Origin of the sequence: Nostoc sp. MS1 (assembly GCF_019976755.1) — a bacterium.
Classification (GTDB): domain Bacteria; phylum Cyanobacteriota; class Cyanobacteriia; order Cyanobacteriales; family Nostocaceae; genus Trichormus.
Genome location: NZ_AP023441.1, coordinates 1,943,179 through 1,966,631, shown reverse-complemented (window position 1 = coordinate 1,966,631; position 23,453 = coordinate 1,943,179). Strand labels below are relative to the sequence as shown.

Genomic DNA, 23,453 nt, shown 5'->3' with positions numbered 1-23,453 from the left:
TTTATGACTGTTGATGATTTGTTTGCACAGACTGTGAACTAAGACGGTCTAAAATATCTAAAACTTCTTGTTCAAAAGCTACTTGGGCGCGGTTGGTTTTACCACCAACATATAAGCGATCGCCTTTTTGTAATGCCCAGATTTGTGAGTGTGAGAAGTAACTCATCACCACACCAAGCATCAGTATACCAAAGCCAGTATAAACAATTGGTATACCTGGGTCGGCTTTGATTTGTAAGCCAGTGCTACCGACTACATCTAAAATTTTCAAAGTAACACCATTGACCTGAGTAGACATCCCATTACGAACAGTATCAACAAGCTTGCCTTTAGCATCGTAAATTAACACCATGCCTTGTAAGTCTTTGGCTAATAGGGAAACGCCCTCACTCATATCCGGCTTAGTAGGTATCCAAGTTCCCCAGATACGGCCTTGACCTTTGGTATTCAACAGTACCATTGGTAGCTGGAAAATGGGGCTGTTGTTAACGCGGACACGCACAGCAGAAATACCCCAATCGGTTTGATAAAAAGTTACACCGTGATAACGCAGAGGTTGATTGACAAAAATCTTTTTGTGGTCAACTTCTTTGCCTTCGTTATTTAAGACGGACATATCTGAGTAGAATTGGTCAATGCCACCTTTTGGGGTGTAGTCAATCCAAAAACGATTAACTCGTACAGACCAATCTCTGGGGAATTGGGCGGGTGCTAAAGGCCCCGCATCGATAATATTTTTCACCTGGAAGGTATCGCCACTAGGAACCATTTCTTGGGCAACAAATCCAGTCATCGCCCCCCAAATTCCGCCCAAGAGGATAGTTACAATCCCTATATGCACGATAATCGGGCCAATACGTCCGACTATTCCCTTACGGGCGTAGAGGATATCATCTTTTTCTTGAAAAATTTTATAACTACGGTTTTGTAATAATTGAATTAAAGAATTGACAGAACCAGTATCTAGTTCTGCACTTAAAGCGAGTTTTTGAAATTTTTGTGGTTCTTCGTAATATTTCCAACGTTGGGCGGCTTTTAAGGCTGGTAATTGACGGGTGAAAGTACAAGCTGTCAGGCTAGTTCCGAATAAAACCAGTAATGAGAGAAACCACCAAGTCCGATAAACATGATCTAAACCAACTACTTGAATTACCTTCCAGGTGAGGAAACCAAATAGGGCCGGGTGTTCTGGGTAGTTAGCTTGATAGAATGCTGGTGATTGCCCTTGTTCGATGACAGTACCAGTAATGCTAAAAACAGCGATGATTAATAGGAGTGCGATCGCTAGACGTAAATCTGTCAGTACAGGTAAAAACTCTCGCCGTAAAACCTTTCCCGGTACTGACCACCAAGGGGATGCTGTGGAAGCTGAATTATCTATAGTCATTGCTTAAAAACTGCCAAGAGGTATCCGAGAAATTAGAGAAAATACACCAAATCCTACTAATAATGCACCGCTAACCGGATTAATCCAACCAGACCAGCGACGCAATTCTAGTAACTTTTTAATTGATGCGGTGAAAGTACCTGCCAAAATTAACGGAGTTACATACCCGGCTGTGTAAGAAATTAACAAAACACCGCCTAAAATTAAATCTTGCGTACTCGCCACCCAACCAAGCAGACTGGCTAAAACTGGTGTGCTACAAGGGGAGGCGACTAAGCCGAAAGTTAAGCCAATGGCGTAAGAACGCACCCCAGAGGGTAAATCTTGGGAAATCCAATTAGTATCACCAAAAGATGGGAATTGTAGAGGTAGTGCTTCTAGCAAATTCAAACCCATGAGGATGGCGATAATACTAACAATAATCGGTAATCCAATGCCGATTTGACCGTAGACCTTACCCACAACTGCGGCTATAATGCCTAAACCTGCCAGTGTAGTTGCTAAACCTAACGCAAACCATGTTGATTGTGCGGCAGCTTGCCAACGATTTTTAGCTTCATAACCACCAATATAACCAATAGTAATTGGCAGCATGGAAAGCATACAGGGCGTAAGGCTGGTAAGTAACCCTGCGGCGAAAATGATACCAATACTCAGCAAACTCAGGTGAGTTAGTTGGTCTGATACCAGAGTATTGGCAAATTGTTCCAGTTGATAAATTTGTGTTTGCAGAGTCTCCAGCATGGGCTATCACTGAGCGGGAAATGCTTGTTATACTTGAATTTTAGCTTATTTTGTCAGTGGTCAGTTGTCATTAGTCAACAGTCAACAGTCAACAATTAATTGCCTCCTACCTTCTGGTATAGACTGTATTTGGGGAATTAGGGGGGAGTTTATGAATAAGCTGTCGAAAATAGACCGTCAGCGAGAACATCAAGCCAATGAACGAACTTTTTTAGCTTGGTTACGTACTTCTATTTCCTTAATAGGTTTTGGGTTCGCTATTGCTAGATTTGGGCTATTTCTCCGTCAGCTTAGTACTACAATTACACAACGAGAGACTACGACAAATCCCACATTCAACTCGGAAAACTTGGGGATTATTCTGGTACTGTGTGGAATTTTAGCGATCGCTCTAGCTGCATGGCGTTACAATCAAGTATTCTGGCAGATTGAACGTGGCGACTATCAACCCAATCGATTAGCTGTGTGGATAATTACTGCGGTTGTAATGACTTTGGGCTTCTTATGTCTTCCTTTACTGTTAATCCGTAATACAATTGTGCCGCGTCCATCTTCTACAATCAATCAGCAAAAAACACACAATATTCATTAACCTTTGTGCGTCTGTAGATACACTTGATAAATTTGTAACAGAGACACCAGCAATGTCAGATGCGATCGCGCTAGGTGCAGTGATTGATTATCTGGTAAAGATAGGTATAGATAAAAACTATATTGAAGAATTAGAAATCTCGCATTCTCTCTTTCAAAAACTACAAATAATTTTCTTAGTACGTATTAATATACCTAATCCAGCAGTCGCTATAAAAGGTAGACACTTGTATAATTTACAGGTAAAATATTGTCCTCTGAACTCAAACTTTGCATAATCTGTAGTGAGTTTCATGACATAACAATGATAGATAAAAAATATACATTAACTAACATTAATTCTATCTTTAGTTCAATATAATTAACTAATTAACTCGTTTACAATCTTCTGTGAATTAACGCCAAGCATTGATTGTTCCACTGAAGATTACAGCAAATTTTTCAAGCCATCTAATTCTACTAAAAAATCTATTAGTAATTAGCTTTAAATTTATATGTATTAAAGCTTAGTTTCCAATTGGTAACTTTATTAAATTTAATATAAGTTAAAACGGTCGTGCAACGTAGATAAAAAAATGCTTAAATTTATGTAGATTTCATCCTGTGTTATATAGATTAGTTTATTGTTGGCATAATCTATCATTGCTCATAATTTTATTAATTAATTTATTAATATTGAGCAAAGCAGATGCAGAAAACAAAGTCTATACAAATAGAAGTTTACTAGAGTATATATTTGATTTAAACATAACTACAGATAAAGACTCTATTAAAACTTTACCTATTCATCAATTAAGAAAATATCAGATTGTTCAAAATTTCAATTCAGCACCAGTTAAAGTATTTCCTAATATTAACATACCAGAATTACCTACTAATATATTACCCGATTCAGATTCGAGCCAGCCAAAACCAAATATTCCAGATACACAAAATCAAACTCCAGGTTTAAATAAGAAAAATTTAGAGCTTTTAATACTCGATTCTTTGAGTAACAGTTCTAATAAATATCCTTGGATAGTTTACCCTACAGATGAAGTAAAATTCTCCTCTACATTTAAGCCTAGCAACAATACAAATTATATTAATTTTTCTTTTAATTTTGCATCTGATAAGCCAATAGTTGACCACGTAATTTTTGCTAATTTCCCAAAAGAAAATCAATTCTATTGGTCGCTACCTGATAATCGAGTTGTTATGGAGACGCAAGGTTGGCAAGCAGGAGTTTTTGACCAAGGTCAATCAACAGAAATTGAAAGCAGACAACTGACTGTCTTAACTCAAAAGCTTTGGGGAATGCAAGCAGTTTCAGTTATTCCTCAAGCATTTAAAGACCTAACCGGAGAAATTAACACCAATCAATTCTCGATTCAATCTATTGCAGCAGAAGTTACTACTCCACCGGGTTCTCCCACACCTAGAATTATTATCGATAGTGGAAATAGCAATTCTACAATTACTAGCATTCCTCGAATTTCTAATTTTGGTACTGCTACGACATATAATCCTAAAGGTGGTGGTTCCTTATTTGAATTGTTAGATGCAGATAATGCTCCTCTAATTTTGCAAACATTCCCCACCAGTAATTTACAACCGCTATTAGATGCTGGCAGTCTTACCAGAGGAACAGTAGTTTCCCAAGATACATTAGCAAAAATAGGGTTTTCTTGGGGTAATCTCTTAACAGGTGAACCAACTAGATTCCAACCTCAAATGACATCTAGACCAGGGCTAAAAATTGGTCAGGGTAGACAATTTGATAATTGGTCACTGCTCAATATTTTAATTAATCCTTTTCTCAGTCAGAAAGAACGGGATTTATATTACTTAAATTCCTTATATTGGGTTCCTTTAGGACAAAGATTAAATACTATTAGATTAAGTGATAAACAAGAAAACTCTTACTGGCAGAGACTTTACATAAGTCGTCCTCACAATCGAATCTTATTACAATATGATCCTGTAAAAACTCAAGCAACTTACAATAATATTTTTAGTAACCCTGGTATTTCTTTATCTACCTTAGCCAATCAAGGAAAAATAGATGATTTACAAACTGCTAACACTACATTAGGAATGCTCATGGGAGGAGTTTTTGAATTAATTCATCCTCCACTGTTACAACAAAGTTTACAAGAAGCTAAAAAGAGATTTTCTCAACAAGAGAATTTTGCTCACTTAAATACAAAAGCCACACCAGAACAAATAAGACAAATTAACCAAATACTTAATAGAACACTTTTATTAGGTAATCGCAATAGTAGTTTAAGCCAAGTTTCTGGAATATTTACTTTTCCTAGTAAAATTACACCCAATAGTTCTAGCATTTTACAAATTCGTACTGGAAATTATCGGCGTGCAGTTCAGTTTGTAGATGGAAGTAGTACTTGGAAAGCAGGTCAAACTTTCATTTCTAAAGCAGATATTTCCAATAGAAGCTTCGGGCCTTTGACATTTATTGGTGTACCTATCCCGTTAGAACAAACATCTATTCGTCCCAGTAACCGCGCTTCAGCCGCACAAGTAACCTTAATTAATTCTAACGGTCAGCAGTTTGTACAAAACTGGAACTCAGCAGCAACTACAGAAGTACCAATGAGTATTCGTTCTTTTGATTTGGCTTTTGACCATATTGAATTAAGTCAAGTTGGCGAAATCATTACTAAACTGCATACTTTTAAAGGATATCTATTTCTACCTGCACTAGAATTTTTATGGACTGGTTCTTCTGAACGCTGGAATTACAGCGTTAATTCTGGTGTCTGGTTTAACTTAAATTCAGACTCCGCATTTAATGTTGCAAATAATAGTTTAGGATTACCTGAACCAACATTGGGTATCTATGCTAATGGCGTATTAAGTTATACAAATAGTTATTTGGAATTTGATGAAAAAGGAAAAACTCAAGCAATTACTACTCATATTCCGGCTTTACGCTTTTATTGGAATAGTGCAGCAAATTCTCAAAATCCTGCTTACCTAAATCTAAGCTACTTTTTTTATCATCAAAATCAAGACTTAAACTATTCTTTAGTTCCAGCACTTATATTTGTTGGTTATCAAGGGTATTTAACACAAGCAGTTTTTTTACAAGGTAAGTTATTATTCAGTACAGGTTTAGAGCTAAATAGTTCTTTAGAAATTAGTAATGATATTTTCTACACCTTAGCAGGAACTCAAAAACTAAATCAGAATTGGGCTATTGGTGCTTATTTGCAAAATTTTAAAGAAAATAATCAAGGCATAATAAATAGAACTAACGATTTTTCCTATGGATTGACTATCAAGTATAGTTCTGATGATAGTAATAATTTTTGGCAATCTAATATTGGTATGAATGGAGATAGTTTTGGAGTTAGTTTTGAAGGGGGTTGGCGATTTTAAAAGGTAAATTTCAGTGTGATGTAGTAAATGATTTGATTAACTTTTGTAGATACTTGTCCTGAACAGAATTAACTGGGAAAGTAGAAAACAAAACTTTAACTTCAGTATTTTTCTAAAATAAACCAGGAGTAACAGACCTAATTATGGCTGTGTATTCATCCAATGTTAGGTTGCCGTAAAGTAGTTTATTACCTATTGCAGTTGCTACAGGATTTGCTACTGCGGCTGGAAGTGGTAATGTGGGGCCGGTAAAGAGTATTATGGTCGGGACTGATAGATGAGTTATGGGATCAATATATGCAGATCCTTTGACTATATATGTACCGTAGCCGTCAACTCCTGCTAAATAAGTTCCAGATGGAGAAACTTTCTCAGCCGCAATAGAACTAACATAAGCACTAGGAGTAATATATGTTATGACACCCGAAAATCCTCCTTTTTCTACTGTAAACGTAGGTATTGTTGGTGTTACTGTTACATCTTGTGCTGATGCTGGAGTAAATTTAAAAGTGGCAAAGCTAATAAAACTTGTAACACAAAGACTAGCTTGTAAAACAATACGAGCATAACGAGGAAGTAATTTCATCTGAGAAAATCCTTGATTTTGAGTAATTTTTTTTCCTTAGATGTTGTTGATGCAGCTTAGAGAAACTGGAATTTTAGATATTTACTAACTATTAATATATAAGTTGGCTGGGTAATAGAGTATATTTTTTTGACAAGAAAATACAATTAAAAAGACATAATTTACACTCCTCAAAGCCAAAAAGATGCAGTATTTTAAACACAGAAATACGGAAACACAGAGGAATGCTAGAACCTCTACCCCAGAGAAGATGATAAATGTTCTAAAAAGCTTATTAATTAATATCTTGATGAAAAGAGTACATTTTTAATAGATTGTATATATATAAAGTATTGTGGATGCAATACTCAGATGTGGAGTATTTTTAAACAGTTGAATTAATAGCCGCAGTCAATATTCATTTTTATACATAATTACTTTACAAATTTGATGTAAACCACTGATATCAATTCATCAGAATTAATTATCTAACTTTTTGAATTTTAAATTGCTATTAATTCTTCTGTCTCCACATGTTGAAAGTACATAGAGACTAGGACAACCAGCAGACTATGAGCCAAACCTTTGCAACTATCGACGGGAATGAGGCTGTTTCCCGTGTTGCTTATAAATTAAATGAAGTAATTGCCATCTATCCTATCACCCCCTCTTCGGCAATGGGTGAATGGGCTGATGCTTGGGCGGCGGAAGGTCGTCCTAACTTGTGGGGTACAGTTCCCAGTGTGGTACAAATGCAGAGTGAAGGCGGTGCGGCGGCGGCTGTGCATGGGGCTTTACAAACGGGTTCTTTAAGTACAACCTTTACTGCTTCCCAAGGGCTGTTGTTGATGATACCCAACCTCTACAAAATTGGAGGTGAACTGACAAGCACTGTAGTTCACGTTGCAGCCCGTTCCTTGGCTACCCACGCCCTATCAATTTTTGGCGACCATAGTGATGTGATGGCCGCCCGTGGTACTGGGTTTGCCATGTTGTGTTCGGCTTCGGTGCAGGAAACTCATGATTTCGCTTTCATCGCTCATGCAGCTACTTTAGAGACTAGGGTATCATTTCTGCACTACTTTGATGGCTTTCGTACTTCCCACGAAGTGCAGAAAGTGCAATTATTATCAGATAATGATTTGCGATCGCTCATCAACGAAGAGAAAGTATTCGCCCACCGCGCCCGCGCCCTGACCCCCGAAAGTCCACTATTGCGGGGTACAGCCCAAAACCCTGATGTCTTTTTCCAAGCCCGCGAAGGTGCGAATCCTTACTATAATGCTTGTCCTGAAATTGTCCAAAGCATTATGGATAAATTCGGGGAACGTACAGGCAGATATTATCAACTATATGAATACCACGGCGCGAGTGATGCCGATCGCGTGATTATTCTCATGGGTTCCGGTTGTGAAACAGTACATGAGACAGTAAATTATCTTAACGCCCTTGGGGAAAAAGTAGGAGTTCTCAAAGTAAGACTATTCCGCCCCTTCGATGTCGAGAGATTTATCCAGGCTTTACCTAAGAGTGTACAGGCGATCGCAGTCCTCGACCGCACCAAGGAACCAGGAAGCGCCGGGGAACCGTTGTATTTGGATGTCGTAACAGCTATCCATGAAGCAAATCCAAAATCTCAAATCCAAAATCTAAAATCAATAGTTGGTGGTCGTTACGGGCTGTCCTCAAAGGAATTTACTCCGGCGATGGTGAAGGCTGTGTTTGATAATTTGGCACAAGCTACGCCGAAGAATCATTTTACTATCGGTATTCATGATGATGTAACGCACACATCCCTGGAATATGACCCTAGTTTCTCAACGGAACCTGATAATGTAGTGCGGGCGATGTTTTACGGCTTGGGTTCTGATGGTACAGTCGGGGCGAATAAAAACTCCATCAAGATTATTGGCGAAGGAACAGACAATTACGCCCAAGGTTACTTTGTCTACGACTCCAAAAAATCTGGCTCAATGACAGTTTCGCACCTGCGCTTTGGGCCGGAACCAATTCGTTCGACTTACTTAATTGACCAAGCCAATTTTATTGGTTGTCATCACTGGGGCTTTTTGGAACGTATCGAAGTTTTAAAAGCTGCTGCACAAGGGGCGACTATATTGTTAAATAGTCCTCATGATGCGGATACTGTTTGGTCAAATTTACCCGCAAAAGTACAGCAGCAAATTCTTGATAAGCAAATCAAACTCTACGTCATCAATGCTAACCAAGTCGCCCGTAATAGTGGGATGGGTGGACGTATTAACACAATTATGCAGGTGTGCTTCTTTGCTTTAGCGGGAGTATTGCCACAGGAGCACGCGATCGCCAAAATTAAACAAGCGATTGAAAAGACTTATGGTAAGAAAGGGGCGGAAGTTGTCCGCATGAATTTACAAGCGGTTGACCAAACCTTAGAGAATTTGCACCAAGTCAAAGTTCCTCTTGAGGAAAAAGGGAAATGGATAGATGAAGAAACATTCCCATCTAACCTTCCCTTTCCCACCAGCGCCCCTAAGTTTGTGCGGGACGTTCTGGGAAAAATCATGGTGTGGCAAGGTGATGACTTACCTGTAAGTACACTACCACCAGATGGGACATTTCCGACAGGTACGGCTAAATGGGAGAAGCGGAACGTTGCGGAAGAAATACCTGTTTGGGATGAGGATGTCTGCGTACAGTGCAGTAAATGTGTGATGGTTTGTCCACATGGGGCAATTCGCGCTAAGGTATATCAGCCCAGTGAGTTGGAGAATGCACCATCTACATTTAAGTCGGTGGATGCAAAGGATAAAGACTTTGCCCAGCAAAAATTTACTATCCAAGTAGCACCGGAAGACTGTACAGGTTGTGAGGTCTGTGTCAATGTCTGTCCCGCCAAAAATAAAGCCGAACCTTCACTTAAAGCCATTAACATGGCACAGCAGTTACCTTTGCGAGAACAGGAGCGGAAAAACTGGCAATTCTTCTTGAGTTTACCCAACCCTGATAGAACTAAGTTAAAACTTAACCAAATTCGCCAGCAGCAACTACTAGAACCGTTGTTTGAGTTTTCCGGTGCTTGTGCTGGTTGTGGTGAGACACCTTATGTAAAACTATTAACACAACTATTTGGCGATCGCGCAGTCGTTGCTAACGCCACAGGTTGTTCTTCCATCTACGGCGGAAACCTCCCGACTACCCCCTGGACGAAAAACGCCGAAGGACGCGGCCCGGCTTGGTCTAATAGTTTATTTGAAGATAACGCTGAGTTTGGTTTTGGTTATCGTCTGTCATTGGATAAGCAAGCTGAGTTTGCGGCGGAACTTCTGCAACAGTTCAGTGCAGAAGTTGGTGATCAGCTGGTTGGGTCTATTCTGAATGCAGAACAGAAAACTGAGGCTGATATTTGGGAACAACGCCAAAGAATAACACTTTTGCGCCAGAAGTTAGATAATATCCAAACCTTGGACTCTAATCTAAAATCCAAAATCCAAAATCTAAAATCGTTAGCTGATTATTTAGTCAAGAAAAGCGTCTGGATAATTGGTGGTGATGGTTGGGCTTATGACATTGACTTTCACGGTATCGATCATGTTTTAGCTAGTGGTCGCAATGTCAATATTTTGGTGATGGATACAGAAGTCTATTCTAACACCGGGGGGCAATCTTCCAAAGCCACCCCAAGGGCAGCCGTTGCTAAATTCGCCGCCAGTGGTAAACCTGCGCCTAAGAAAGACTTGGGCTTAATGGCGATGACGTATAATAATGTGTATGTGGCGAGTGTAGCGTTAGGTGCGAAGGATGACCAAACACTCAAGGCATTTTTAGAAGCAGAAGCCTTTGACGGCCCATCCTTAATTATTGCTTACAGCCATTGCATCGCCCACGGTATCAACATGGCGACGGGGATGCAGCACCAAAAAACTCTGGTAGATTCTGGACGCTGGTTGTTGTATCGTTATAATCCACTGTTGCAACAACAGGGTAAAAATCCTCTACAGTTAGATATGCGATCGCCTACTCAATCAGTAGAGCAATCAATGTACCAAGAAACTCGCTTCAAGATGTTGACCAAAAGTAAGCCCCAGTTAGCTAAACAATTGCTAGAACAGGCTCAGGCTGAAGTTGATGCACGTTGGCAGATGTATCAATATTTGGCGAATAGGTAGTAGGTAATGGGTTTTTTCCTATTACCTATTAAGTAGAAAGACCAAATTAAACCTAACGTGAAATCGCCGGGTTTCGACTGCGCGGGAGTTGAGTTTCGACTACGCTCGATTACCGCGTAGTCGAAACTCAACCCTCTTCTAATAAGGTTAACGAGCATTGAGCGTAGTCGAAATGCGTCTTCTAAATAATTGTGTCCACTTACTTACCCCAGAAATGTTCAATACTGATACAAATACAATCTCATCAGAAATGATTAAGCTCATTGCTGTTACCATTGGCTAACCCGAATAAAGTAGACAAGGGAGCAGAACTATGGACTGTTGACCAATGACTAATGACTAATGACCAATAAATAATGACCAATAAATAAATTTGCTATTGTAGAGTTGTGCAGTAGTTATAATTCAGCCAAACTGTTTCACAGTTGACGGGCGATAGATTGCTAACAAACATTAATAATAAGAGATAGCAGTTATGACGGCATTTGAACCTAACAGTCTCCGTTCTTATAGCCAAGAAGACGTACAGCGAATTTTACAATTGGCGATCGCCCGGCAAGCTGACGACCAAGATAAAGAGTTTAGTTATGAGCAACTGTTAGAAATTGCTACTGAGTTAGAAATATCACCTGACAATTTGCAGTTAGCGGAAATAGATTGGCGATCGCAACACCACGAATTACGGCAAAGGCAAGCCTTTAATACTTACCGCCTGACAAAATTTAAAAAGCGTGCTGGTAATTATGCCATTGTTAATGCTTTTCTCTTATTAGTAGATTTCATTGGTGGCGGTACTATCACTTGGTCGTTATACCTAGTTCTATTTTGCAGTTTGTTACTAGGTCTTGATGTTTGGAACACATTTCAAACCAAAGGCGAAGATTATGAAATGGCTTTCCAAAAATGGAATCGCAAGCATCAAATTAAACAAACTATCAATTCCTTTGTGAATAAGTGGTTTAAAGCCTTACAAATTTAATTCAAGGTTGAGTAATATCCTGGTTGGAAACCACCATTTTTTTGATAAGAACTAGCAAAGCCATATTCAAACCAAGGGATAACAGCTATATTGACTCGTTTGGCTTCAATAATTAATTCAGCTAAAGGATCTCTACCTTGAAATCGCGGGTTAATAGCAACTCCGAAATTATTCTGCATCACCCGACTGGGATAAATAGTTAAACCGTTATTCCAAACAACGGGAAACACGACATTAAACCCAGTGGTAGCGAGAAAGTCCATCGCCTCAGCAATATTTCGTCTAGAGTCAAAAACTTGGCTAGCAGTTGTAGTTAGCCAAATACCCCGAATTTCCATAAATTAAACTGAGAGTGAGCGCTGTATATTTTCTTTGACTAAAGCCCATCCTTCAGAAAAGGGATGTGCTTCATTTAACTGTGGTGATATCACAAATTTTCCGGTTTTGTCGATATAACCCCATTGATTATCTTTCTGCACTCTTGCCAAGCCTGCCGAAAAGGAATCAGCCGTATCAAATTGTGGTGCAATTACAAATAATTCCCTACCGGGAAGATATTGAATAGGCACAGTAGGAATATTCAGAATGCGACAAATAAATGCCGCTACTTCACCCCTGGTAACATTTTGATTGGGCTGTAAGCGTCTGATATCTGGATAATTAACAATCACTACCTTTTCCGTAGCGGCTGCGATCGCATTTACAGCATAATTAGGTATCTGTTGCCAATCATCATAGTGTTTTCTCAGGGTACTGCTAGGCTCTAGTGTTGCCTGATAATTCAAGCCAGAGGCTAAAGCGGTTAAAGTTTGCACACGCGAGATGAGTTCACTGGGTTTAAACGAACCATCAGGATACCCAGACAAAAACTTTGCCTGATATACTGCTGCTATTGCCTTAGCAGCCCAGTGATTAGCCGGAACATCTTTAAAAGTAATCCCAGGACGCACCAACGGTTGCTGTCCAAAAGCTGTGTAAATAATTGCGGCCAATTCAGCACGAGTTACAGACGCAGAAGGGCGAAAAGTCCCATCAGGATAACCTCTGAATATGTTTCGTCTAACAGTTGCAATAATAGAAGTTTTTGCCCAATGGTTTTGAATATCTGCAAAATTCGCATCAATAAACATAGATGTCCTCAATTCCCTGAGTTCGGGTACAGTATACTCGCTATTTCGATGATTTTTCAGGAATACAGAACATGAAGCGATAGGGCATTTGCAGTTTAAAGTATTATTCTAGAGATATTAATGAATATTTGTAAACTATGCTTGACATCAACCAGACTCTAGAAAAAGAGACTACAGAAGAAATATTACCAGGTGGCAGTGACCCCTACACTTTCGACTGGCAGGAAGCTTGGTATCCAGTTCACTATTTAGAAGATTTAGATAAATCCAAACCAACGCCTTTTACACTTTTGGGTAAAGATATTGTCATTTGGTGGGAGCAAAAATCTCAATCATGGCAAGCCTTTATAGATGAATGTCCCCATCGTTTAGCGCCACTGTCTGAAGGCAGAATTAACGAAGATGGACTATTAGAATGTCCTTATCACGGCTGGACTTTTTCAGGTGACGGTAGCTGTCAGCATATACCCCAACAACCCCAAGGCGGACAAGCCCAAACTTCCAAACGCGCTTGTGTAGCATCTTATCCTACAACCGAATGTCAGGGGATGTTATTTGTCTATATTGGCAACTCAGACAACGCTGTCAAAACTAAAATTCCTGTAGTGGAACCATTGCAAGATGGATCTGATGATTGGGTAGTCATGAATACCTTTAGAGATGTGCCTTATGATGCACTGACACTTCTAGAAAACATACTAGACCCCAGCCATGTGGCCTACACTCATCATCAGACAGTTGGGAATAGAAAAAACGCTGCACCTTTGGAATTAGAGGTAGTTAAATCAGATAAACATGGGTTTAAAGGCGTTTGGCATCAAGGTATCAAACCCGGACAATCAGAAATATCTACAACCTTCGTTGCCCCGTCTTTAATGTGGCATGATATCAACAGTGAAAAAGCGCGTATTCTCACAGTTGTTTACGCCACGCCCATTCGTAAAGGCGAGTGTCGTTTGTTTGCTCGTTTTCCCTTCAAATTTGCTTCTAAACTGCCGAGTATTTTCATCAAGCTTAGACCACGTTGGTACAATCACTTGGGTCAAAATGGTGTTTTAGAAGACGATCAAATTTTCCTCCATTATCAAGAACGATATCTTCAAGCTAAAGGTGGTAGTCCTAATTTCGCTAAAGCATTTTACTTACCAACAAAAGCCGATAGTTTTGTTTTTGAATTGCATCAGTTGCGAAACAATTACAACGCTGAACCATTTCCTGGAGAAGCCTTTTCTCCAGCCATACCCAAAGAACAACTCCTAGAAAGATATTACTCTCACACAACAAAATGTGCTAGTTGTAGAAAGGCTTTAAAGAACATCCAAAAGTTGAAGTTCTGGAGTGGAGTAATAGCTGGTGTTTCCTTGGCAAGTTACCCTCTACTCAGTTTATTTTTGGATATTCAATCAATTCCTGTTCTTTTCCTGGAGACAGTTACACCACTTGCTTTTGGTGCTGCATGGTTGGCATTAAATAATCTTCAGAAACAATTTTACGAAGGACGAATCATACCACCGCGTAACCTACCTGAAAAAGTTGGCTCAAAGTAGCTTGTAAATTTAAACATTTTGTCAATTCTTCCTCCAGTTTTCTTGTCTATAGCTGGAGGTTTTTTATTATCAATATAAGTTTCACAACAAAAGATTTATTTAGTTGAGCTTGCATTACCAATAGGGTGAGTTAAAAATCACCCAATCAGGTGATCTAAATGTATGAGTTCTAATCGAGTAAAAAAAGAGATTCTAGTAATAGAAAACAAAGAGAAAACAAAACCCCGGTGGGGAGAAGAAGAATATGAAACTCGCAAAAATTGCCGCCTCTACATTTGCTGTTGCAGCCGTAGTTTTAAGCGCTGGCATTGCTTCTGCTCAAACTACAGAAAATAATCAGACAAACGGTTTGGCAGGTAGTTATATTGGTGCAGGTATTGGCGCTGGAGTCACTAATGGCGGCAGACAAAACGATGCCGCAACATTTGGTGGAAATGTGCAAGGACGCTACGCTATCACCAATACACCAGTCTCTATTCGTGGTGCGGCCTTGTTTGGTGGAGATTCAACAGCAATCATGCCTATTTTGACCTATGATGCACCTATTGCCAAAAATACTAATGTGTATATAGGTGGTGGTTACTCTTTCCAAACTGATGAAGGGAAAGCCAGCCAGTTAGGTAACAAGAATGCACCTGTAGTTACTCTTGGTGCTGAATCTGAAGTGGCAAAAAACATCGTGATTTACGGTGATGCTAAGTGGGGTATTGATGCCTACAAAGATAGTGATGCTGATGCTGTGAGCTTACAAACTGGTGTAGGCTACCGCTTCTAACAATTAAATAAAAGATGTTAGTTTAATAGGGACGTACAGTTAGCTGTGCGTCCCTATCTGTTTACCAGGCTGAACTTTTGGCGTTACTGAATCAAGAGGCATCATGAGCGCCCCAAAATACAAGGGACGGGCAAGATGCCCATCCCACAAAAGCCGTAAATCATCCAGCAAATATGTAACGGCTTTATTTGTTATGGCCTATGTTCTTCGTAATCTTCAGAAGACTTGGGGTCTAATTCCCAGCGCTTATCATCACGCTGTTCTAAAATATCATTGGTGCGGAGGAAGGATTTATCATTCATTTCCAAGCCTACAGCCGCTTCTATCTCCTCGGTGACATCTTGCTCAGGCATTGCAACCGTACCGCCTACAGCCTCATCACCTACTGTATCTGCCCAGTAATTATCCTCATGACTATTACCAATGTCAAATTCAGGGCTACTTTCTGTATACTCATGACCTGTACCGAGATTGTATCCGGGTAAGTCTTTGACACCAGTACCATAGGATTCAGTAACTTCCTGTGGCAAATCATCTAAGTTAATTTCTTGATTATCAGTTTCTTTTGTCATAATATTTCTCATTTTCTATATTTTCACAATAGCCTTTTATTTTCCTTAAGTTGTCTTACATAAGGTGTACAACTTTAGAAATAAAAGGATCTATCTCTTGAGAACGACGTAAAACTAGCTATTCCAGCCTAATCTGAGAAATGTGAAATCAAGGTCAAGCCACTTGTAGTTGAATCAGTTAGTTATGAGCTAAGAGTTTTTAACCCAAAAATAATTTATTTAAAGTCTTTTAGCTCATAATTACTTTTGCTATTGATTAAAGATGTATTTATACTTATTTACTTTTATTTGAAAAATCTATTTTTTCACCTTGGTTTTTCTCATACCATTTCACAAAAAAGATTATACATATGCCAACGCCCAAACCTATACTAAATCTGTTTTTTTGAATTTTGCGGAAAGTTCTTTAGGCGGGTTTCCCGCCGTAGGAAACTTTTCAAGACGAATTTTGAATTGGTATCAGTGGAGGTAGAAAGTGCAATACGACGAATTTATTACCCATGTACAAAGCCTCGCTCAATCAAACTCCCGTGACGAGGCACAAAAAGCTACCTGTGCCACTTTAGAAACTATTAAAGAGCGGATTTCTGGGGAAGAAGCTCAAGAATTAGCTCATGAATTACCCCAGGAATTGAGCAAGTGTTTACAAGGTAGAGAAGGTGAGCCAGACCAAAGCTTTAGCTTACAAGATTTTATTATGCGGGTGAGTCAGAAGGAAAGTCTAGAACCGACAACCACCGCAATTCATGTGCGTGCTGTTTTTGCAGTGTTGCAAAGTGCAATTAACCCAGAAGCATTTGCTAAATTGCATCAGCATTTCTCACATGATTATGAAGAAATGTTTGGCACATAGCTTAACAGCAAATTTTCAGCCTAATTATCAATTTTTATCTTTAGAAGCAGCGCTCATTACACAGGGAAAATATGACTATGAATCATAATCATTCAAGCAAGAAAAAAGTAGCTATTCTCATTGAACAAGCGGTAGAAGATGCAGAGTTTACCGTTCCTTGCAACGGCTTAAAACAAGCAGGGTTTGAGGTGCTTGTCCTCGGTTCGCGGATGAACGAAAAATATAAGGGAAAGCGGGGTAGACTTTCAGTTCAAGCTGATGGTACTACGACCGAGGCGATCGCATCTGAATTTGATGCCGTAATTATCCCTGGTGGCATGGCTCCTGATAAAATGCGGCGTAATATCAATACAGTTCGCTTCGTCCAAGAAGCGATGCAGCAAGGCAAACTGGTAGCGGCTGTATGTCACGGGCCACAAGTGTTAATCGAAGGTGACTTACTGCAAGGTAAACGCGCCACCGGCTTTATCGCTATCAGCAAAGACATGATTAATGCTGGCGCAAATTATTTAGATGAGGCGCTAGTTGTTGACGGAAACTTGATTACATCCCGTGAACCTGGAGACTTAGCAATTTTCACCACGGCTATTTTGAGTCGTCTGGGTTATGGCGGTAAAGATGTTGCTCTACCAGATGAAAAAGACACTAGCGCCGAGTGGTGGAAGCTGGCTGATGCTTGGGGCGGTTCCACTAAAGGCGATATTGTTAGAGGCATCAATACTGCTTTAAGTGGGGAACGTTACTCTCTAGAAGCGTTGCAGAAGTATTTTGAAAAAGAGTCAGATGCAGAAGCAAAAGCGTTGTTCCAAGAAATGATTACTAATAAACAACGCCATATTGAGTATCTAGAAAGCTACTTAACTAGACTTGGTGAAAAACCATCTCTAGGTGCAAACATCGCTAACCAATATGCCAAAGTGAAAACCGCTATGACTGGTAGCGATGACATATTCCAAATACGCAGCGCTTTGGGAGATGTACAAACAGGTATTGGTGATATTGGCAATCTCAGCGCTATGTACACTGACCCCATAGCAACCGCTATTTTCAAAGAGATTTACAAAGACTTGGTGAAATACGAGCAGCGATTAACAGCACTTTACCGCACACGCACAGGTGCTACAGTCCAGTCTCCTCAGCCAACAACAGGGTCAGCTGTATCGATATAGGAAGGGAGTGGGGAGTAGGGAGTAGGCAGTAGGGGAAGATGTGGAAATAAGTAGTAAACCGTGATTATTGCTTAGTGTCCTTTTATTCACCACTCCCCACTCACTACTCCCCACATTTATTAGGAGGAAAAAAGAGTGACTTTAACATCTGGAGATAAACAAGGGAATAGCCAAGCTAGTGAGACTGAACGTTGGGCTTCTCTGATTGGCGGTGGGGCTATGGTATTGTTGGGTTTAAGACAAGCCTCGCTGCGGGGAGTGTTGACGGCTTTAGCTGGTGGCGGTTTGATTTACCAAGGTGCAACTAAACAAAGCACAATTCAACAAGCGCAAGATGCAATAGGAATCAATAAACCCATCAGAGTTGAAAAGACGGTAACAATTAATAAGCCAGCCGATGAACTATACCGTTATTGGCACAACTTTGAGAATTTGCCCACCTTTATGAAGCATCTCAAATCTGTGAAGGTGTATGACCAAAAACGCTCTCATTGGATAGCCAATGCACCTTTAGGTAATAACGTAGAGTGGGATGCTGATATTTTGGAAGACCGAGAAAATGAGTTTATTTCTTGGGCTTCTGTAGAAGGCGCAGATGTGGAAAACTCCGGCTTCATCCGCTTTCAAAAAGCTCCAGGCGATCGCGGTACGGAAGTGAAGGTAGTCTTAGAATACAATGTCCCAGGCGGCGGCTTAACTGCTGCTATAGCCAAACTCTTTGGCGAAGAACCAGAACAGCAAATAGGTGATGAACTACGCCGCTTCAAAATGCTGATGGAAGCAGGGGAAATCGCTACAACTGAAGGACAGCCTACTGGTAGGAGATGAGGGAGTAGGGAGTAGGGAGTAGGGAGTGGGGAGTAGGGGGAGATGGGAGAAAAAGCTTTTCCCTGTTTCCCGTTTCCCTCTCTATGGACTAATGACTAATGACCAATGACTAATGACTAAATAATTATGAAAGCTGTCTGCTGGCAAAGTGCTAATGAGGTACGGGTGGAGTCGGTTCCAGACCCGACAATTCTTAACCCGCGTGATGCGATTATTAAAATTACTTCCACAGCTATTTGTGGTTCTGACTTACATATTTACGGCGGCTATATTCCCACAGTGCAGAAAGGTGACATTATCGGTCACGAATTTATGGGGGAAGTGGTCGAAGTTGGACGCGGAGTTGAGAATTTAAAAATAGGCGATCGCGTCGTTGTTCCTTCTACAATTGGTTGTGGTAGATGTAACTATTGCCAGCGTGATTTGTGGTCGCTGTGTGACAACTCCAACCCCAACACCTATTTAGAAGAAAAACTCTACGGTAATATCACCTCAGCCATTTATGGTTATTCTCATCTATTAGGTGGTTACGCTGGCGCACAAGCTGAATATATCCGCGTCCCCTTTGCTGATGTGGGTGTAGTGAAAGTTCCAGCAGATATCCCCGATGAAAAATTGCTATTCATCTCTGATGCTATCCCTACAGGTTACATGGGTGCAGAGATGTGCGATATTCAACCCGGTGATACTGTTGCTGTGTGGGGTTGCGGCGCTGTGGGACAGTTCGCCATGATAAGCGCCTATATGATGGGTGCTGAAAAAGTTATCGCTATAGACCGCTTTCCCGAACGTTTGGAGATGGCGAGAAAGTATGCTAAAGCCGAAGTCATTAATTACGAAGAAGTTAATGCTGGGGAAGCGTTAAAAGAGATGACTGGCGGACGCGGCCCTGATGCTTGCATCGATGCTGTGGGTTTGGAAGCACATGGTGTGGGTATAGAAGACTTCTACGACCAAACTAAGCAAAAGCTAAGGCTAGAAACCGACCGTCCTCACGTATTGCGGGAAATGATGATTGCTTGTCGTAAAGGTGGCACACTTTCAATTATGGGTGTTTATGGTGGGTTTATAGACAAAATACCACTGGGTGCAGCTTTTAATAAAGGTCTAACCTTCAGAATGGGACAAATGCACGGTCAAAAATACATGAATTTGTTACTGCAACTCATCCTAGAAGGTAAACTCGATCCATCGTTTGTAGTTACCCATCAATTACCCCTAGAACAAGCATCCCACGGTTATCATATATTCCAACAAAAACAAGATAATTGTGTCAAAGTTGTCCTCAAACCGTAAGGATAAGGGCTAAGGATTCCCAAAAATAAATCATCCATTTTTTGGGGTGGGCATCTTGCCTGCCCAGAATTTAGGATGGACATCCTATCAGAGAATTTATACACCCATTTTTTAAATAGATAATTAGTGTTATTTCTCAACAAAAACTACTACTAATTACTGATTTTAAATATGGTTGTAGATAGAGGCTAAAGCGCGTTTATTCAAAGAACAATATACACATCATCTAATCGAGGATTGGATTTTTATGAATCGAGTAATTTCCTGGGTACAAAATATTCTGCTTCGTCAAATTCTGGTTGTTTTCTTAGTAGCAGCAACCTTTTTTGTAGGTCAATCTTTCAGTTCTGGTACTGCTATGATTGCTCAAGCTGATACCGTTAAAACTCCAGAAGGTATTTACTACAAAGGTACTCCTGATAACGAAGGTATCGGCAACGATAATCAAATAAGAAATACTCAAAATCGCCTCAAAGGTGCTGCTGATAACGTGCGTGAGAAGCTAAACTTGGACGAAGAAACACCAAGATCAACAAAAGAGTTTACAAAGTCCGTACAAAGAAAAGTAGGCGAAACCATTAACTCAAATACTCAGAATGAAGGTGGCTATTATCAACAGCCTGAACGTGTAAGAGAAGCTAGAAGCCGCAGTTAATAATTGATATCTAGTGTGATTTTATTAATCAATAATCACTAGACAAATCATCAATAGAGGCGCAAATATCGCGCCTCTTAATACTTAATGACTGATGACAAATGACTAAGGACTAATAATTATGAAAGCTCTTTGCTGGCATGGGGCAAATGATGTCAGGGTAGAAACTGTACCTGACCCAAAAATTCTTAACCCGCGTGATGCAATTATTAAAATTACTTCAACAGCTATTTGTGGGTCAGATTTACACATATATAATGGCTACATTCCCACAATGCAAAGTGGCGATATCCTTGGGCATGAGTTCATGGGGGAAGTGGTAGAATTAGGTAGCGCTGTCAAAAATGTCAAAATAGGCGATCGCGTAGTTGTTCCCTTCACTATTTCATGTGGTTCCTGCTTTTTCTGCCAACGCGACTTATGGTCTTTGTGTGATAATTCCAACCCTAACGCTTGGTTGGTAGAGCAGCAGATGGGTCACTCTCCAGCAGGTCTATTTGGCTACTCTCACCTATTCGGCGGTTACGCTGGCGGTCAAGCAGAATACGCCCGTGTGCCTTTTGCAGATGTCGGCTTGCTGAAAATCCCCGATAATCTACCAGATGAAAAAGTATTATTTTTAACTGATATTTTCCCAACCGGCTACATGGCGGCGGAAAACTGCGACATCAAACCCGGCGATATTGTAGCTGTGTGGGGTTGCGGCCCAGTTGGGCAATTTGCAATCAAAAGCGCCTATATGTTGGGTGCGGAAAGAGTTATCGCTTTCGACCGCGTTCCTGAACGCCTGAAGATGGCTAAGGAACAATGCCATGCAGAAGTCCTCAACTACGAGGAAGTCGATGTTGGGGAAGCCCTCAAAGAGATGACTGGTGGACGCGGCCCCGATGCTTGTATTGATGCAGTCGGTATGGAAGCCCACGGTACAGATGCGATGGCTTTATACGACAAAGTAAAACAAGCTGTCAGACTAGAAACAGATAGACCAACCGCATTAAGACAAGTGCTTGTGTCTGCCGCTAAAGGTGGTCATGTTTCTATCGCTGGTGTGTATGGTGGTTTCCTCGACAAAATACCGATGGGGGCGGCGATGAATAAGGGTTTAACTTGGAAAATGGGACAAACCCACGTCCATAGATATTTAAGACCGTTATTAGAACGTATTCAAAACGGTGAGATTGACCCTTCATTCGTCATTACTCACACCCTTCCTCTAGAACAAGCACCCCACGGTTACGAGATTTTCAAAAACAAAAAAGATAACTGCATCAAAGTCGTACTTAAACCTCAAGGTAATTAAATATGAGTGATACCAGCGTTAAAAAAATCGACTCTCACAATTCCCCCAAAGGAAAACTCGGTCAGAAATATTTAGCATCAGGCAAATCTCTTGCCATGCGCCTTTGGGAAAACGAACAACCGAATGAAGATAAACAACCAACCAGCCGCGAATATGAAACCGTTGGTTATGTAATTAACGGTAGCGCCGAGTTACACATCGAAGGACAAATGATCCTTCTCGAACCCGGCAGTTCTTGGGTTGTTCCCAAAGGTGCAAGTCATACTTATAAAATTCTAGAGCCATTCACGGCTGTAGAAGCAACTAGCCCACCGGCTCAAGTTCACGGGCGAGATGAAAATTAGGGAGTAGGGAGTGGGGAGTGGTGAGTAGTGAGTGATGAGTAACTATAACTATTTGTTCCTTGTCTCCCTCATCTCCCCAGCCCCAAATGCCTTTTAATATAAAGTGTAGACTTTCGATCAAAGCTTGTGAATTTCTTTATCGGTTGTGCTGTTTGGGCTTATAAGGGTTGGGTAGGTGAACTTTATCCTCAAGGGAGTCGTGCTTCAGAATTTCTTCACCTCTACAGCCGTCGCTTCACTACGGTAGAGGGTAATACAACTTTCTATGCAGTCCCAAACCAAGAAACCATTAACCGTTGGGCAAGAGAAACACCTGCTGGCTTTGAGTTTTGTTTGAAATTACCAAAGAATATTACTCATCAAGGTTTATTAAAACCCTACATTCCCACAGCCTTATCATTTCTAGAAGGGATGCGTCCTTTAGGTAAACGTCTCGGCCCCATATTTGCCCAACTACCGCCGAGTTATGCACCAACATTAATTGATGATTTGGCTAGTTTTTTAGAAGCTTGGCCGCGCACAACAGCACTACTGGCGTTAGAAGTAAGACATCCTGACTGGTATCAAGAATCTCACAGAAGTAACTTAACACAGCTTTTAGAAACTTTGGGCGTGGGAAGGGTACTACTAGATTCACGCCCTATTTACAGTGGAGAAGATGACCCCCAGTTGGCATCAGAACGCCGGAAGCCGAAATTACCTGTACAATTCAGCGTTACTACAAGTTTTAGCCTGATTAGGTTTATTTCCCATCCTGACTTAACTGTAAATCAACCCTTCATGGAAGAATGGGTGGAGCAAATTCAACAATGGTTACAAGCAGGGAAGCGTATTTACTTCTTTGTTCATTGTCCTTTAGAAGAGCGATCGCCTGACAACGCCCGTCACTTCCAACAGCTACTAGAACAAAATGGCCTACCAGTTCCCCCTCTACCTTGGAACCAACTTCAGCAGCCACCTAATCAACTTAACCTCTGGTAGCAGATGAATAAAAAGAGTAAGATGGCGAGGGCTGCTAGGAGAGTAGCAGACAGTTTACACATATTTCCGTAATTGACCCATTGATGGGACTTGGCTATTAATCCATAACAGTCTCAGAGATTGGGTGCGGATAGAACAGGAACGACACAAGAGTCCATCAAAAGCCATTATCGATAGCCAAAGTGTCAAAAGATTTTACTAAACA

Annotated in this window: 21 protein-coding genes; 15 read left to right on the top strand and 6 right to left on the bottom strand. The window is 40.5% G+C overall.

The genetic code is table 11. The features are described from left to right. Position 1 precedes the first annotated feature (1 nt). Entirely contained in the window at positions 2-1,387 is a 1,386-nt protein-coding gene (locus NSMS1_RS08545; RefSeq protein ID WP_224092521.1) for a cytochrome c biogenesis protein, read from the bottom strand. A 3-nt stretch (positions 1,388-1,390) separates the two neighbouring features. Further along, positions 1,391-2,131, bottom strand: a complete 741-nt coding sequence (locus NSMS1_RS08540; protein WP_224092519.1) for a cytochrome c biogenesis protein CcdA — start codon at positions 2,129-2,131, stop codon at positions 1,391-1,393. A gap of 151 nt (positions 2,132-2,282) precedes the next feature. On the opposite strand from NSMS1_RS08540, the gene NSMS1_RS08535 reads away from it, so the two are divergent. The 3 genes from NSMS1_RS08535 (at position 2,283) to NSMS1_RS08525 (ending at position 6,106) form a co-directional block, all read left to right on the top strand. After that, positions 2,283-2,723: a YidH family protein gene (locus tag NSMS1_RS08535; RefSeq protein ID WP_224092517.1), complete on the top strand. Its 441-nt coding sequence runs from the start codon at positions 2,283-2,285 to the stop codon at positions 2,721-2,723. Between the two features lie 52 nt (positions 2,724-2,775). Then, positions 2,776-3,000 carry a hypothetical protein gene (locus NSMS1_RS08530; RefSeq protein ID WP_224092515.1) on the top strand — a complete coding sequence of 75 codons (225 nt, stop codon included), beginning with the start codon at positions 2,776-2,778 and terminating at the stop codon, positions 2,998-3,000. 397 nt (positions 3,001-3,397) lie between these two features. Then, complete coding sequence (locus tag NSMS1_RS08525; RefSeq protein ID WP_224092512.1) at positions 3,398-6,106, top strand: hypothetical protein; 2,709 nt, start codon at positions 3,398-3,400, stop codon at positions 6,104-6,106. A gap of 112 nt (positions 6,107-6,218) precedes the next feature. Here NSMS1_RS08525 and NSMS1_RS08520 read toward each other — a convergent pair whose 3' ends face one another. After that, on the bottom strand, positions 6,219-6,692 hold the full coding sequence (locus NSMS1_RS08520; protein WP_224092511.1) for a hypothetical protein: 474 nt from the start codon (positions 6,690-6,692) through the stop codon (positions 6,219-6,221). Between the two features lie 551 nt (positions 6,693-7,243). Here NSMS1_RS08520 and nifJ point away from each other — a divergent pair. Both nifJ and NSMS1_RS08510 read left to right on the top strand, forming a co-directional pair. Then, positions 7,244-10,819, top strand: a complete 3,576-nt coding sequence (gene nifJ, locus NSMS1_RS08515; RefSeq protein WP_224092510.1) for a pyruvate:ferredoxin (flavodoxin) oxidoreductase — start codon at positions 7,244-7,246, stop codon at positions 10,817-10,819. A 475-nt stretch (positions 10,820-11,294) separates the two neighbouring features. Then, positions 11,295-11,798, top strand: a complete 504-nt coding sequence (locus tag NSMS1_RS08510; protein ID WP_224092509.1) for a 2TM domain-containing protein — start codon at positions 11,295-11,297, stop codon at positions 11,796-11,798. On the opposite strand, the gene NSMS1_RS08505 is transcribed toward NSMS1_RS08510, so the two are convergent. Beyond that, on the bottom strand, positions 11,795-12,136 hold the full coding sequence (locus NSMS1_RS08505) for a family 10 glycosylhydrolase (protein WP_224092508.1): 342 nt from the start codon (positions 12,134-12,136) through the stop codon (positions 11,795-11,797). The two genes, NSMS1_RS08510 and NSMS1_RS08505, sit on opposite strands and share 4 nt — an antisense overlap. A gap of 3 nt (positions 12,137-12,139) precedes the next feature. Further along, positions 12,140-12,928 (bottom strand): S-layer homology domain-containing protein, encoded by a 789-nt coding sequence (locus NSMS1_RS08500; RefSeq protein WP_224092507.1) that lies wholly within the window; start codon positions 12,926-12,928, stop codon positions 12,140-12,142. A 137-nt stretch (positions 12,929-13,065) separates the two neighbouring features. Here NSMS1_RS08500 and NSMS1_RS08495 point away from each other — a divergent pair, with 137 nt between their 5' ends. Continuing rightward, positions 13,066-14,475 carry a Rieske 2Fe-2S domain-containing protein gene (locus NSMS1_RS08495; RefSeq protein ID WP_224092505.1) on the top strand — a complete coding sequence of 470 codons (1,410 nt, stop codon included), beginning with the start codon at positions 13,066-13,068 and terminating at the stop codon, positions 14,473-14,475. 244 nt (positions 14,476-14,719) lie between these two features. Continuing rightward, positions 14,720-15,250: an outer membrane beta-barrel protein gene (locus NSMS1_RS08490; protein ID WP_224092503.1), complete on the top strand. Its 531-nt coding sequence runs from the start codon at positions 14,720-14,722 to the stop codon at positions 15,248-15,250. A gap of 191 nt (positions 15,251-15,441) precedes the next feature. Here NSMS1_RS08490 and NSMS1_RS08485 read toward each other — a convergent pair whose 3' ends face one another. Then, positions 15,442-15,822, bottom strand: a complete 381-nt coding sequence (locus NSMS1_RS08485; protein ID WP_224092502.1) for a DUF6335 family protein — start codon at positions 15,820-15,822, stop codon at positions 15,442-15,444. 475 nt (positions 15,823-16,297) lie between these two features. Here NSMS1_RS08485 and NSMS1_RS08480 point away from each other — a divergent pair, with 475 nt between their 5' ends. The 8 genes from NSMS1_RS08480 to NSMS1_RS08445 all read left to right on the top strand — a co-directional run bounded on the left by NSMS1_RS08480 (position 16,298) and on the right by NSMS1_RS08445 (position 23,248). Continuing rightward, positions 16,298-16,675, top strand: a complete 378-nt coding sequence (locus tag NSMS1_RS08480) for a DUF2267 domain-containing protein (protein ID WP_224092501.1) — start codon at positions 16,298-16,300, stop codon at positions 16,673-16,675. 71 nt (positions 16,676-16,746) lie between these two features. Continuing rightward, positions 16,747-17,844 carry a DJ-1/PfpI/YhbO family deglycase/protease gene (locus NSMS1_RS08475; RefSeq protein ID WP_224092500.1) on the top strand — a complete coding sequence of 366 codons (1,098 nt, stop codon included), beginning with the start codon at positions 16,747-16,749 and terminating at the stop codon, positions 17,842-17,844. 135 nt (positions 17,845-17,979) lie between these two features. Further along, on the top strand, positions 17,980-18,672 hold the full coding sequence (locus NSMS1_RS08470; RefSeq protein ID WP_224092499.1) for an SRPBCC family protein: 693 nt from the start codon (positions 17,980-17,982) through the stop codon (positions 18,670-18,672). 126 nt (positions 18,673-18,798) lie between these two features. Then, positions 18,799-19,968, top strand: a complete 1,170-nt coding sequence (locus NSMS1_RS08465) for a zinc-dependent alcohol dehydrogenase (protein WP_224092498.1) — start codon at positions 18,799-18,801, stop codon at positions 19,966-19,968. A 247-nt stretch (positions 19,969-20,215) separates the two neighbouring features. Continuing rightward, positions 20,216-20,623, top strand: coding sequence for a hypothetical protein (locus NSMS1_RS08460; protein WP_224092497.1), 408 nt, complete (start codon positions 20,216-20,218; stop codon positions 20,621-20,623). A gap of 121 nt (positions 20,624-20,744) precedes the next feature. Then, the gene (locus NSMS1_RS08455; RefSeq protein WP_224092496.1) at positions 20,745-21,923 is read left to right on the top strand and encodes a zinc-dependent alcohol dehydrogenase; all 1,179 of its coding nucleotides are present in this window, start codon (positions 20,745-20,747) and stop codon (positions 21,921-21,923) included. Between the two features lie 2 nt (positions 21,924-21,925). Continuing rightward, positions 21,926-22,267, top strand: a complete 342-nt coding sequence (locus NSMS1_RS08450) for a cupin domain-containing protein (RefSeq protein WP_224092494.1) — start codon at positions 21,926-21,928, stop codon at positions 22,265-22,267. 126 nt (positions 22,268-22,393) lie between these two features. Further along, positions 22,394-23,248: a DUF72 domain-containing protein gene (locus tag NSMS1_RS08445; RefSeq protein ID WP_224092492.1), complete on the top strand. Its 855-nt coding sequence runs from the start codon at positions 22,394-22,396 to the stop codon at positions 23,246-23,248. The last annotated feature ends 205 nt before the right edge of the window (positions 23,249-23,453 follow it).